Source organism: Bartonella sp. OT172YNZD (assembly GCF_042193725.1).
In the GTDB taxonomy this organism is placed as follows: domain Bacteria; phylum Pseudomonadota; class Alphaproteobacteria; order Rhizobiales; family Rhizobiaceae; genus Bartonella; species Bartonella grahamii_A.
In genome coordinates this window covers 82,778-97,365 of record NZ_JBHILZ010000005.1, presented here as the reverse complement: position 1 = coordinate 97,365, position 14,588 = coordinate 82,778, and the positions used below count along the sequence as shown (strand labels likewise).

Below are 14,588 nucleotides of genomic sequence, written 5' to 3'. Positions count from 1 at the left end.
CTGTTTATCATAACTTTAAAGCTATAAATTCATCATCCTACATAGAAGCAATATCCCAATTTTATTAATATTTATAAGAGAGTTCTATCAAGAAAATACTTCTATTCACAGCAAATAAACACCTAAAAAAAGAAAAACAATATACCTTATCTAAGCACTTTAATTTTTGCACCCTTTTATTGTATTTATCTTTACATATTAATTTTTCTTCCTAAAATTCAATATGTAAATAAAGTAACCTCCTCTTTATGACTTTATCCCCAAAAAGCTCTTCTAAAGGTCTAGAAAAAACAAAAAGAGCAGGTTAAATTTGCTCATGCCTCCAAGTCTTCTTATCCCTCTTTTTAATTCTATTCGAACCCTTTCTGGTATTACACCCAAAGTCTATGGTTTACTGACCAAACTTTTAAATGTTAATCCTACACAACGCGAAGCAACCCTTATTGATCTTCTTCAATTAATGCCCCATTCCGTCATAGACCGCAGAATGCGTCCCAGCATTGCTTGTGTAAAAGAAGGAGACATTGTTACGCTCGAAATTATCATCGATCAACATCAACCACCGCCCCGTGGTCATAACAAAATCCCCTATCGTGTTATTGCCCATGATCAAACAGGAAAAGTAAATTTAGTCTTTTTTCACGCTCAGCCTCTTTGGCTAAAAAAACAACTCCCCGAAGGGAAAAAAGTCACTGTATCAGGAAAAGTTGAATGGTTTAATGGGCAATTTTCAATAGCGCATCCCGACTATATTGCTCCAAGCGAACAATCAAACCAGATTCCTCTCATCGAACCTGTCTATCCCTCTACTGCAGGACTAGCTGCAAAAACACTAAGACGCGCCATACAAAACGCTCTTGATTTTATTCCTCTCCTCCCAGAATGGATAGATGAAAATGTGAAAAAGCAGCAAAATTTTTCTTCTTTTTCTGTTGCTTTACGCCGTATCCATGCGCCCATTAATCCCGACGATCTATCCTTAGAAAGTACAGCACGCAAACGTCTTGCCTATGATGAATTGCTCGCTTGTCAATTGGCGCTAGGACTCGTGCGTTTGAAAACCAAATCTCTTGTTGGCACTTCTCGACCTTCAACAGGAATGTATACTAAAAAATTGCTTAATGTCCTCCCCTTTCAACTCACAACCGGACAAAAAAAAGCAGTAGAAGATATCGCAAATGATCTTGCTTCACCAGAACCGATGCTAAGACTTCTTCAAGGTGATGTAGGCGCAGGAAAAACTGTTATTGCATTGATGGCAATGGCACAAATTGCTGAAAATTCAGGACAATCAGCTTTAATGGCACCAACCGAAGTGCTTGCTCGGCAACATTTTGCCACCATTGCTCCTCTTGCCGAAAAGGTCGGATTACAAACAACTCTTTTAACAGGACGAGAAAAAGGGAAATTACGGACAAATATCTTGAATGATATTCTATCAGGTCATGTTTCTATTGTTATCGGAACCCATGCTCTCATACAAAACAGCATTACTTATAACAATCTTGCCTTAACCATTATAGATGAACAACATCGTTTTGGTGTCCATCAACGTATCGCTCTTACAGAAAAAGGCAATAAACCTGATATGCTGGTTATGACCGCCACGCCCATTCCGCGCACACTTGTCTTAACAGCTTTTGGTGATATGGATGTATCTAAAATTACAGAAAAACCAATGGGACGACAACCCATTACAACAGCAATGCTTTCTTTGAAACGTCTTCATGAACTTATAGAGCGAATCGCAATTGCATTAGAAAAAGGAGAAAAGCTCTATTGGATTTGTCCTTTAGTGGAGGAATCGACAGCTCTTGATCTCACTTCAATTGAAAACCGCTTTGCATTTCTCCATGAACGCTTTGGAGCACACGTTGGTATGATCCATGGAAAAATGTCTACAGCAGAAAAAGAAGCCGCTATAGCATCTTTTAAATGTGGAAATACACGTATTTTAGTTGCAACCACCGTCATTGAAGTGGGAGTAGATATTCCAGATGCTTCGATCATTATCATCGAACACGCGGAACATTTTGGCCTTTCACAATTGCACCAATTACGTGGACGTGTAGGACGAGGCGATAAAAAATCTTCCTGCATTTTGCTCTATAAAGATCCACTGACTAAAACAGCAGCAACACGCCTTAGTATTATCCGCAATACAGAAGATGGTTTTGAAATCGCTGAAGAAGATTGGCGCCTGCGAGGCGAAGGAGAGCTTTTAGGTACAAAACAATCCGGAGTCCCTGAATTTCATATAGCAAACCTTGCAGTTCATAGCGATCTTTTGTCAATGGCAAGAAAAGATGCTCGTTTATTTTTACAACGTGATCCTCATCTTTCTTCTCAGCAAGGACAAGCTTTACGTTTGCTGCTTTATCTTTTCGGACACGATGATGCTACACGCCTTTTGCGAGCAGGATAACAAAGACCCTCTAATAAAAAATTAAAATACCTCTCTGTTCAAATACGGTTTTCTCTCTTAGAATAACCCATAAATGATCTACGCAATCCCTTACCATCTTTATGCTTCATGAAGGAGTAAAAAACCAACAATAGCATCTTTTCTTCTAATCTGAATTATTCTTGCATTAAAACAGTAGAAGCAATATTGCGTCTTTTTTACCATTATATCCACATAGCTGATCTATTTTTGGACAGGTAAGAAAATATTTTTTCGTAAAGAATTTAGAAAGAAAAAATTCTCTCCGGTATTCTCGTTCAACAGAGAAAAATAGAAAAATAAGCTATCATTATAAATCAATTTCTTACACTTGATTATTCTCCAAAAGATTCAAGAATATACTTTTATTCAACCGTAACTGATTTTGCTAAATTACGGGGTTGATCGACATCTGTTCCTAATAAAACAGCCGTATGATAAGCAATTAACTGAACGGGGAGTGCATAAATAATAGGAGCAATAAATTCTGGAACATCTGGCAAAGTGATCGTTGATAACGTCTTAAGACAAGCTACCTCTGCCCCTTTTTTATCGGTTATTAAAATAATACGACCATTACGGGCTACCACTTCTTGCATATTAGAAAAAGTTTTTTCAAACCACCGATCATAAGGTGCAACAACAATAACGGGTATTGTCTCATCCACCAGAGCAATTGGTCCGTGCTTCAACTCACCCGCCGCATAACCTTCAGCATGAATATAAGAAAGCTCTTTCAGTTTAAGGGCTCCCTCCAAAGCAATCGGATAAGAAGTCCCACGTCCCAGATAAAGAACACTTTTTGCATTCACCAAATCACGACAAATACATTCAATTTTGCTCTCTAATTTTAAGACCTCATTTAAAATACGTGGAACTTCTGCCAACTGTTGAACCAATTGCTGTTCCATTTGAGCCGAGAGATAGCCACGTTGTTTAGCAGCAGTAAGTGCTAGTGAAGCAAGCGTTGCCAATTGACAGGTAAAAGCTTTTGTTGAAGCAACACCTATTTCCGGTCCGGCAAGTGTTGGAAGAATAAAATCAGCCTCCCTCGCCATTGTTGATTGCTCTACATTCACAATTGTTGCTGTTTTTACACCCCGCTCACGACAATAACGCAAAGAAGCCAATGTATCAGCTGTCTCACCAGATTGAGAAACAAACAGCGATAACACATCAGACGTTATAGGAGGTTCACGATAACGAAACTCCGAAGCAACATCATTATCAACACTTAAAGCGGCAAATTTCTCAAACCAATAGCGCGCAACTAAGGTTGAATAATAAGCCGTTCCACAACTCGCAAAAAGAAGACGATGAATATTTTTCCAATCAATCAAATTCTCAAGGGGTCGAACGGCACAATTTCCAAGATCAAGATAATGCGCCAAATTATGAGAAATCACTTCAGGTTGTTCAAACATTTCCTTATGCATAAAATGACGATGATTACCCTTAGAAATCAATAAAGCCTCTTCAAGTAATGTTGTCACAGGACGTTTTACCGGTTGATTATATACATCATAAATTGTGACGCCTCCCCGTGTGAGAACAGCCCAATCCCCATCTTCCATATAGCTAATATGATCAACGAATGGTGCCAAAGCAATCGCATCTGACCCCACAAAAAATTCATCTTTTCCATAACCAATTGCCAGAGGTGGACCAGAACGAGCCGCAATCATAAGGTTATCTTCACCTTCGAAAATAAGAGCAATAGAAAAAGCCCCCTGCAGCCTTTTCCAACTGGTACGTATAGCTTCTTTCGGAGAAAGACCATCTTTTAATGCACGCGTTATTAAATGTGCAATAACTTCCGTATCCGTCTCTGTTTCAAAGATATAACCATCCTCTATGAGTTCCTTTTGTAATTCTACAAAATTTTCAATAATACCATTATGAACAATCGCAAGCTTTTCAGTCACATGGGGATGCGCATTGCGTTCAACAGCAATTCCATGCGTAGCCCAACGGGTATGACCAATCCCTAAACTTCCCTCCAGAGGTGTTTTTTTTAATTTTTCTTCTAAATGAACAAGCTTCCCCTCAGCACGTACACGATAAAGATGCCCATTATGGACTGTTGCCACCCCAGATGAATCATACCCTCTATATTCAAGACGTTTTAACCCCTCAACCAAAGAAGACGTAACGCACCTCTTTCCAAGAATTCCAATAATTCCACACATTAAAAAGCTCCAACCCACATCTTAAGGTTTAAATCTTATAAAACAATCCAACAGCCTTTATTTAAAACTATAAATAATAAAATAATTCAAACATGGAGTACGGCAATCTTTAAGAATAAACATCCTATCCATCGTTAGATTAACACGAAACAAAGGAATAGACTGAAAATAATCATTTTTTCTGTTTGTTTTCTAACAAGCGCTCTCGAAATTTTATCGCATAGCCCTCTTTTATAACCTGTCGTGCACGCCCAAAAGCCATACTGTTCATAGGAATATTTTCAGTAATAACACTTCCTGAAGCAACATAAGAGCCATCCCCTATTACCAATGGGGAAACAAGTGCCGTATTAGACCCAACAAAAGCATGATCACCAATCATGGTTTTATATTTGTGAAAACCATCATAATTGCAAGTAATGGTACCAGCTCCAATATTGCTATATGCACCGATTTCTGCATCGCCAATATAACTCAAATGATTAATCTTAGTAGATTCTCCCACTTTTGCTTGTTTAATTTCGCAAAAATTTCCAATCTTTACGGACTTCGCCAACTCTGTTCCAGGACGCAAACGTGCATAGGGACCAATCTGTGCATCCCTACCAACCACAGCTCCTTCGAGATAACTAAATGCATGAATAACAGCACCAGATTGTACTTTCACACTTAATCCAAAATAAACATTTGGTTCTATCACCACCCCTGGTTCAATTTCTGTATCATACGAAAAATAGAGTGTTTCTGGTTTTAAGAGTGTAACACCCGATAACATTAAATCGCGCGCTTTACGTTTTTGCCATAAAGAATCAGCCTCAGAAAGCTCAAGACCGTTGTTAATTCCTACAATATCTTCAAAAGGAACTTCAACAACACGCGCATCTAATCCTTCGCGTATTGCAAGAGAAGCAATATCTGTTAAGTAATATTCTTTTTTCACATTGTTATTACCAACCTTCTCTAAAAGAGAAAGTGCATGTTTTCCACGCATAGCAAGTATTCCACCGTTACAAAAAGAAATCTTTTTTTCTTCATCGCTAGCGTCTTTTTCTTCTACAATTGCGATCAATTGACCATTTTTCTCGAGAAGACGCCCATAACCTGTTGGATCTTGGGTATAAAAACCTGCAAAAACAACATCTGCTCCATCAGCAAGCTGTACACGCATTTGGTGTAATGAATCTTGCTGAATGAGAGGCGTATCCCCAAAAACAATAAGAACATCATCCACTTCCTTTTGCAAAGCTGAACGAGCAGACAAAACAGCATGAGCTGTTCCTAAACGCTCATTTTGTTCAAAAATCATCACATCTTTTACAAATGACTGAACAACGTGCGTAACCTCCTTAGCACCAAATCCCACAACGACTGCTAATTGCGAAGAGCCTGCCAATTCTATTTGTTTTAGAACATGGCATATAAGAGGCAATCCAGCAATTTTATGAAGCACCTTAGGCAGAGACGATTTCATGCGCGTCCCCTCACCTGCGGCAAGAACAATAGAAAGACAACTTCTAACCATAAAAACACATAAGACTAACGAGAAAATCCAAAAAAATTCATAATATCGTGCCAATGAATATCTTCAATATAACTTAACGAAGGATAATGTTCTAAAAGCCAAAATGAGAGATCCTGCATAGAGCCTGTTAAAAACAAAATCCCTGTAAGAATAAGAAAAACACCAATAATTTTTTTAACTTTTCCTAAATGAATACGAAAAGCTCTTAAAAATCGCATAAAACTGCTCGAAAATACAGCTGCCAACATAAAAGGAATAGCAAGACCTAATGCATAAACCGCTAATAAAACAGCTCCCTCTCCCACAGTTTCTTTTGTTCCAGCAAGCGTTATAATAGGACCTAAAATGGGGCCAATACACGGTGTCCAACCAAAGGCAAAAGCTAAACCAATAATATACGCGCCTAAAGGGCCAGAAGGTGTTTTTGGGGTCTGAAAACGCGCTTCACGAAATAAAAAAGCGATCTTGAAAATTCCCAAAAAATTTAAACCAAAAATAATAATGACAATTCCAGCAGCAAGGGCAAACCAATCACGATAATAACCAATGAATTTCCCAATTGTGCTAGCACTGGCACCTAAAGCAACAAAAACAGTCGTAAACCCAAGAACAAAAGCAATAACAGAAGACAATAAAGCCCACCGTATAAAGACTTTCTCATCACAATTTTCTGAACGAAAATCATCAATACCAATACCTGCCATATAGCACAAATAAGGAGGAACTAACGGCAAAACACAAGGCGACAAAAAAGAGAGTGCCCCAGCAAAAAATACACCAACCGTTGAAATTTCAATCAAAACTCATACCCCGTCTCTCATCATAGTCCACCCCCATGAACAACGATCAATCCATATCTTCATTAATTCGTTGCATATTTTGTTCATTCGCCACCACACTTATATCTTCATCATAACCAGAAACGACTGAAAAAACTTTTTGATAAATTTTATCTTTATTTTTAGCAATTGCAATGTATTCTCCCTCCGCTAACACGAGTGAAACATAAGAACCAACTGTTTCATAAACGATATCACCAGAATCATTGGCAAGAGACCAACTTGTATCTGCAAGCGCTTCCCCTCCTTCTTGTCGTACCAGCTTTAAGACAATCTGAGCGGCCTGATGTTCAAGGGTAACTTCTGTCATTTTACCAGCATCCACTTGAATATCCGAACGAACCGTCGCATTAATAGAACCATAATGGGAAGCAACATGGTAGCGGCCAGCTTTTAAACGCACAACTGATTGGGGTTTAATATTTGATAAAATCACCCCCGTATCATCATTTTCTTTTTCATCCTCATAAATGGTAAAACGTAATTCCTTTTCATTCATTAACCCATTGAGCAGTGTTGCATTTAAAATGACACCACCAGCTTCAAGATTAAAGTTTTTCACAAGACTCTGTCCATTTTCTAGGCGAATATGGCGCACAGCACTCATATGACCAAATGAGACATGAATAAGATAACTTCCTGGTTCGAGATCAAAACGCGCACTTCCCCCCTTATAGATTGCGACTAATGGTAATTTATTATCAATCCCTAGAATAGGGACATAAACCCGCCAGACAAGCCCTTTTTCAATATCCGGATGACTATTTGTTAATCGAGCATTCAAAATGAGTTGTGTTTGAGATGCTAAATTTTCTTTTTCCTGCTCTTGAGACTTTACAATAAAACCCCTTGATTGTCCCCGCTGCTGATCTTGCCCTTCTCCTTCTTCAGAAAAAGCACAGTGGCTCCAAGTCAATAAAGTAAGCACCACGCACAACCATACACATCGGTGCACTATTTTTATAAGAATACCCATTTTTACATTGTTAACCAACATGATATTTTTTTCAAGAAGCAATATCACAAAGCCATCATTTTAAATTGAAAAACTCACACCACAACCACATGATGAAACAGCATTGGGATTGTGGATTTGAAAAAACTGCCCCATAAGATCATCAACAAAATCAATCTCAGCTCCTTCCATGAAAGGGAGTGATAGTAAATCAATAAACACAACTGCCCCATCTTTTTTGAGAACGAAGTCATCTTCATACATTTCAGAAACCAAGTCATATTTATAAGAAAAACCAGAACACCCACCACCTTCAACAGAAATACGTAATGCTATTTTAGCGGGTTCACGCAAAAGTATCTGTGCAATTTTTTTAGCAGCAGCATCTGAAATTTTCACATTCATTTTATATATCCTTGCATTAAACCATCAAGAAAGAGTATTCCACACTCAAAGAGAAGTTTATTTGTCATAAACTACTCTCAATTTTAAGATGATAATGGACAGCTTGCAATGGATATAGGCAATATCAACTTCAATTACCAATCTCGAGCAGTGTACAGTGCTCATCCACAAACAAGCCGTGGTAGATTATTCCATGAAACGATGAGCACCACACGCTCACCTTTTCAACGAGATAGAGATCGTATCATCCATTCTAATGCATTTCGACGTCTTAAACATAAAACGCAAGTGTTTATTGCTGATGAAAGCGATCATTATCGTACTCGCCTAACCCATTCCATAGAGGTTTCTCAAATTGCAAGAACATTAGCCCGTGCCCTGTGTCTTGATGAAGACCTTGCCGAAGCCATTGCCCTTGTTCACGACTTTGGACACACGCCCTTTGGCCATGCTGGAGAAGATGCTCTTAATGAAGCCATGGTACATTATGGCGGCTTTGATCATAATGCACAAGCATTACGCATTGTCACAAAACTAGAACAGCGCTATGCAAATTTTGATGGACTTAACCTGACATGGGAAACCCTCGAAGGACTTGTAAAGCATAATGGTCCCCTTTTAGGTCCTCACGCGAAAAATAAGGAGGTTCCTATCGATATTTTACGATACAATGCAAAGCAAGACCTTGCACTCGATTGTTTTGCAGGACTAGAAGCGCAATGTGCTGCTATTGCAGATGATATCGCATACAATGCGCATGATATTGATGATGGTCTACGTTCGCAATTTTTAACACTCGATCAATTTGAACATGTTTCAATAACAGCAGCAATATTAAAAGATATAACAGATGAGCATCCTCACCTCGACCACGCGCGTCGCGGTTACACACTTGTACGAAGACAAATAACAACCATGGTTGAAGATGTCATCAAACAATCACAAGAAAATTTAGCACGCATCAAACCAACAAGCATAAACGATATTCACCAAGCAAAACAAACTATTGTGACTTTTTCACCAACAATGACCGTTTATAAAAAAGAACTAAAAAACTTTTTATTTAAAAATCTTTACTACCATGAACAAGTTCTTAATCGTCGCAATGCAGCAAAATGCATTGTACAAAAATTATTCAATTGTTATTATGAAAATCCAAATACAATGCCTGAAAGTTGGCAGAGCAAAACAGTGCACTTAAAAAATCAAGAATTAGCACGTTTGATTGCTGACTTTCTTTCAGGCATGACGGATCACTACGCTCTACGTGAATATCACCGTTTATTTGACCATACAGATAATTTCGTTTAATGGCTTTTGGCATCATCATGGAAGCTAAATATGAATATCTTTAAAAACTTCGAAAAAAAAATTAAGAGATCAATTGAATTATCTGATATAAAAGGAAAAAATGGAGAAGATCTAGATTTATCAAAAATCACTGTTGATCCTCCGCGTGATTCCTCCCATGGTCATTTATCAACCAATGCTGCTATGGTGCTTGCAAAATCTATTGGAATCAATCCACGTGCACTTGCAGATAAAATCATAGAACTTCTTAAAAATGATTCTTCTATCGAAAATATAGATGTTGCCGGTCCTGGTTTTATAAACATAAAGCTTACAAAATTATTTTGGCAAGATGCTATAAAATCCATGCTTGAATTAGGCACTTCTTATGGTCGTATTCCAATGGGACAAGGAAAACGCGTCAATGTTGAATATGTCTCAGCAAATCCGACAGGGCCAATGCATGTAGGACACTGCCGTGGAGCGGTTGTTGGGGATGTTCTCTCCAATTTGCTGCAATTTACGGGCTATAACATTACGAAAGAATATTATATCAATGATGCCGGTCAACAAATCGAAGTCCTCGCCCACTCTGTACTATTGCGCTATCGTGAGGCTCTTGGGCAAGAAATTAATGAAATTCCAGAAGGACTCTATCCTGGAGAATACTTGATACCATTGGGTCAATCGCTTGCTCAAGAGTTTGGTGACCAACTCCTCACGATGAATAAAGATGAAGCCTTATCTCTTGTGAAAGAACGTGCAATTCATGCAATGATGTCCATGATTCGCAAAGATTTGGCTACTCTTAATATTTATCATGATATCTTTTTCTCTGAGCGAATGCTTTATGCAGATAATGCACGCGCCATTCGTAACACCATCAACGACCTCACTTTAAAGGGTTATATCTACAAAGGAAAACTTCCCCCTCCCAAGGGACAAAATACAGAAGACTGGGAACCAAGCGAACAAACTTTGTTCCGTTCAACAAATGTCGGTGATGACCAAGACCGTGTTTTAGTCAAATCTGACGGTTCTTACACTTATTTTGCTGCTGATGTTGCTTATTTTCGGGATAAATTTAATCGTCATTTTGATGAAATGATTTATATTCTAGGCGCAGACCATGCTGGCTATGTAAAGCGGCTAGAGGCAATGGCAAAAGCAATTTCTGGGGATAAAGCTAAATTAAGCGTCTTTTTGTGTCAATTGGTAAAACTTTTTCGCAACGGTCATCCTGTACGGATGTCAAAAAGAGCAGGATCTTTTGTCACTCTACGGGATGTTATCGAAGAGGTTGGGCGTGACCCTGTGCGTTTTATGATGCTATATCGTAAGTGTGAAGCACCTCTTGATTTTGATTTTGCAAAAGTAACAGAACAATCAAAAGATAACCCCATCTTTTACGTACAATATGCAAGTGCACGTTGTCACTCAGTCTTTCGTCAAGCACAAGAAGCGCTTCATATTAAAAGCTTTTCAAATGATACATTAACCGCCCATCTTCATCGATTAACAGATGACCATGAAATATTGTTAATACGCAAACTTTCTGAATATCCACGTATCATTGAACAGGCCGTAGTTCATAAAGAACCGCATCGATTAGCGTTTTATCTTTATGACCTTGCCTCCAGCTTTCACACCCATTGGAATAAAGGGAGTGAAAGTCTCAATTTACGCTTTATTCAACCTGATGATAAAGAGTTATCCTTTGCAAGATTGGGGTTGATACAAGCTGTTATCAATATTTTATCATCAGGACTTACCATCATAGGAGTCGAAGCACCAATAGAAATGCGTTGAAAAAGTTCTATAAATACATACAATAGGTACTCTATTGATAAACTTTTTCATGTATCCTTGCATGAGAGGGGGAAAATTTATAGTTTTAATATAACAAATCAAAATCAACCATTGATTGCACGTAGATGCAAATCACCATGTGAGAAAAGCTATGAGCGATAACGATCGCAAGAATCTATACGAAACGACACACGATCATGAACACCATGATCCTGTGGAAAGGCTTACACGCATTTTTAATCCGCACAAACAAAGCGGAAACCAAAATGAGCAATCTTCTTTACAGACAGATCGACCAACATCTCACCCCGAAACATCATCCCATGATGATGATTTTGATTTGTCCTTTCTAGAAGAGGAACTTGAAAATAATTTAGCACATGACTTACCGTTTGATGATCAAAAAAAACAATGGGACTTGCATGCAACCAGCAACGCAACAGCCTCAGATATTGCACAAGCTGCTTCTTTCAACCATTCAAAACAAAATAATTTATCTGAAGAGAAATATTCTTCATCTAGCAGTCATGATGAAGAACAAATTTTAGATGCGCTTTCTCCATTACCAATCCCAAAAAATCAATCACCTCAACAGAAAACAACAGCAACCAGTGCTAATCCTTTTCTTGAGAAAAGTAACCTTATTTCACAATCAGAATCAAAAAATTTCTTTTTTGATAAATCTGAAAAGCACGAAAATAAGAGAAAGATTCCAGAATCTTTTGAACAAACCAATCGTTTTTCACAAACAAATTCACAACAGCCTAAAACTGCAGATATACAACAAACTTATGATGACCATCAAAACCTCTACGACACTCCTATAAACCATCCCTATAAAATTTCAGCTGATCAAGAAAATTGGATTAAAAAAGATTATCCTGATGTCTCCTCTTCTACAGAGGAAAACGAATTTTTCTCATCTTCTAACCTTGTGTCACAAAGACAAAACACTGCAAGAAATCAAACAAAAAGTACCTTCTCCTCACCTTTGGATTCTCCACTAGTTGATAAACAATCTTATTTAAAGGGGGCTTCACAAGAAGATCATACAACCAATTATCCCCATTTTTTTGAAGAAAATCCCTCACAAGAAGAAACTTATAGCGAAAAAGTTCCAAGACATAATGAGGCTCAAGCCCAATACATCAATAACAACGAAGGTGTCTCTAACCCAAATAGAGAAATTTCACATAATGAAAATAATTCAGATGAGTTTCTTTCCTCATCAGTCTCTTTGAATACAAAACAAACGGATGGCTTTCTTGCCCATAACTACACGCACAGAGATACTCCCCCTCCCAATGTTGATACTTATAAATTTTCAGAGGAAATCGTAGAAAAAACTGGCCCTATTATGGTTCCAGAAGTCCCGTATGAAGCGCCAGAATATGATGTGCCAACTAGTGGTGGTTTAGAAGAAGAATTTGCTGATGTACTCAATATAGGAAATGTCCTAACGGATAATTTTTCTCAAAAACAACAGAAAAATGAGGTTTTTAGTGAAATTTTTCATCAGTCTATGCAAAATTCAAAAGAAGGTGTTTATATAAACTCTAAAGAACAAAATTCCGACTATTTTTCTTCTGCCAATATGGAATATAATTTTCCTTCTTTTAGCAAGAATTCATCATCCACAAGCTCAGATGAGGTTCCCACGCATCCATCAGCTCCTCCTCCCTTAAAAAGTTTTATTTTTGGTAAAACTTTCATTAAAGGTATTTTTATACTTATTTTAATAGGAATTGGGTTTGCTGGTTATTCTCACTTTTTTATGCCATCGCAAAAAAATGAAGAAACGGTCATTATCTACGCTGATAATACGCCTTTTAAATTCAAATCAGAAACAACTGAAACAAAAAGTGATGTTGCACATAATTTAGATATTTATAAACAAACAATTGAACAAAATGAGAAACAAGAAAATACACAACAATTTCTTATTGATAACTCTGAACAACCTAAAAATTTAAAAGAATTAAATCCTGAAGAATCTTCAAACGTTTCATTTTCTTCTTTAAATGAATCTGATGTTGAAGATGCCATTACAGAAGCCATAAATCATACTATTCCCACGCAAGAAGTACAAACTGTTATTGTAAATCAAGATGGTACAGTTACACTAGCTCCCGTGCATCAAACAAAGAGTAAAACTGCTGCTCAATCTGAAGAAAGCATTGATCAAACTCCTAATGAACTTCAAGATTCGTCCTTTGTTTCGTCGCATGATTCTGATATAAACAATCCAGAAATAGACCATGATCTCAAAAATAATATTGATAAAATAATCGCAGAAAATACTTCTAGCTCAAATATTGAAGAAAAATTTATCCCTATTCCTTCTCATGCAGAAAGAAATACAGAAGTTGAAACACTCGCCGCGTCTCGCCTCACATCACCAAACAGAGTCGCAGCGCAAAATTCAGATAGTTATTACGTACAACTTGCATCTCAACCAACGCATGAGCTAGCTAGAAGTTCTTTAAAAAATATGAAATCTAAATTTGGATTCCTTATCGGTGCCCGTTCTTTAAATATTCAACCTGCTTTTATACCAGGAAAAGGTACTTATTACCGTGTTCGGATTCAAACGCAAAACCGTAATGAAGCCATAAATCTTTGTGAAGATATAAAGAATTCTGGAGGAAGTTGCTTCATCACACGCTAAACCAATAATGCAACAGTTATTAAAACCGTTGCATTATTTACTTCCATACCATTTAATTACTTATCAAAAACTTCAGAGCTTAAAATCATCCAATCTTTTTTATGTTTTTGTGCTGACTTTATTCTTTAATCTACGTCGATTTTCACCCTATCTAAAAGATTAGATTTATAAAAAAATCACTACGTACCCTTATAAGTATAAGGTACAGAAGGGAGCGAATTTAAATCTTTTTTAGGTGTTGTTACGCTTTGGCTTGTTTCTGGAGTATTATAACGCGAACTATGTTCAGGAGATTTTGCAAAAAAAGATCCTAAAAAACCAAAAATAAACCAGATAATAACGACCGCAAGAAGAATAGCAAAAATACCCTTAGCAATTGAAACACGTTGTTCACGATCTCTTCTTTCTGCAGCCATACGTTTTTCGTATGTGTGATAATTTTTATCAATCATAGTGGATTCCTTTTCT

Annotated in this window: 10 protein-coding genes; 4 read left to right on the top strand and 6 right to left on the bottom strand. The window is 37.4% G+C overall.

Going from position 1 to position 14,588, the window contains the following annotated elements; all coding sequences use genetic code 11:
• Positions 1 to 316: 316 nt before the first annotated feature.
• Positions 317 to 2,425, top strand: coding sequence for an ATP-dependent DNA helicase RecG (gene recG, locus ACFIJS_RS03330; protein WP_375649923.1), 2,109 nt, complete (start codon positions 317 to 319; stop codon positions 2,423 to 2,425).
• Positions 2,426 to 2,808: 383 nt separating this feature from the next.
• Here the strand turns inward: recG and glmS are convergent, their stop codons facing one another.
• The 5 genes from glmS to ACFIJS_RS03305 form a co-directional block, all read right to left on the bottom strand.
• Complete coding sequence (gene glmS, locus ACFIJS_RS03325) at positions 2,809 to 4,632, bottom strand: glutamine--fructose-6-phosphate transaminase (isomerizing) (protein ID WP_375649921.1); 1,824 nt, start codon at positions 4,630 to 4,632, stop codon at positions 2,809 to 2,811.
• 172 nt (positions 4,633 to 4,804) lie between these two features.
• Positions 4,805 to 6,154: a bifunctional UDP-N-acetylglucosamine diphosphorylase/glucosamine-1-phosphate N-acetyltransferase GlmU gene (gene glmU, locus ACFIJS_RS03320; protein ID WP_375649918.1), complete on the bottom strand. Its 1,350-nt coding sequence runs from the start codon at positions 6,152 to 6,154 to the stop codon at positions 4,805 to 4,807.
• Between the two features lie 14 nt (positions 6,155 to 6,168).
• Entirely contained in the window at positions 6,169 to 6,954 is a 786-nt protein-coding gene (locus ACFIJS_RS03315) for a cytochrome c biogenesis CcdA family protein (RefSeq protein WP_375649916.1), read from the bottom strand.
• 46 nt (positions 6,955 to 7,000) lie between these two features.
• Entirely contained in the window at positions 7,001 to 7,990 is a 990-nt protein-coding gene (locus tag ACFIJS_RS03310) for a carboxypeptidase regulatory-like domain-containing protein (RefSeq protein ID WP_375649988.1), read from the bottom strand.
• Between the two features lie 39 nt (positions 7,991 to 8,029).
• Complete coding sequence (locus tag ACFIJS_RS03305) at positions 8,030 to 8,353, bottom strand: HesB/IscA family protein (RefSeq protein ID WP_375649914.1); 324 nt, start codon at positions 8,351 to 8,353, stop codon at positions 8,030 to 8,032.
• 108 nt (positions 8,354 to 8,461) lie between these two features.
• On the opposite strand from ACFIJS_RS03305, the gene ACFIJS_RS03300 reads away from it, so the two are divergent.
• From ACFIJS_RS03300 to ACFIJS_RS03290, 3 genes are all read left to right on the top strand, one after another.
• Complete coding sequence (locus ACFIJS_RS03300; protein ID WP_375649911.1) at positions 8,462 to 9,664, top strand: deoxyguanosinetriphosphate triphosphohydrolase; 1,203 nt, start codon at positions 8,462 to 8,464, stop codon at positions 9,662 to 9,664.
• A gap of 30 nt (positions 9,665 to 9,694) precedes the next feature.
• Complete coding sequence (gene argS / locus ACFIJS_RS03295) at positions 9,695 to 11,452, top strand: arginine--tRNA ligase (RefSeq protein ID WP_375649909.1); 1,758 nt, start codon at positions 9,695 to 9,697, stop codon at positions 11,450 to 11,452.
• A 151-nt stretch (positions 11,453 to 11,603) separates the two neighbouring features.
• Complete coding sequence (locus ACFIJS_RS03290; protein WP_375649907.1) at positions 11,604 to 14,120, top strand: SPOR domain-containing protein; 2,517 nt, start codon at positions 11,604 to 11,606, stop codon at positions 14,118 to 14,120.
• 179 nt (positions 14,121 to 14,299) lie between these two features.
• Here the strand turns inward: ACFIJS_RS03290 and ACFIJS_RS03285 are convergent, their stop codons facing one another.
• Complete coding sequence (locus ACFIJS_RS03285; protein WP_375649904.1) at positions 14,300 to 14,572, bottom strand: hypothetical protein; 273 nt, start codon at positions 14,570 to 14,572, stop codon at positions 14,300 to 14,302.
• Between the last annotated feature and the right edge of the window lie 16 nt (positions 14,573 to 14,588).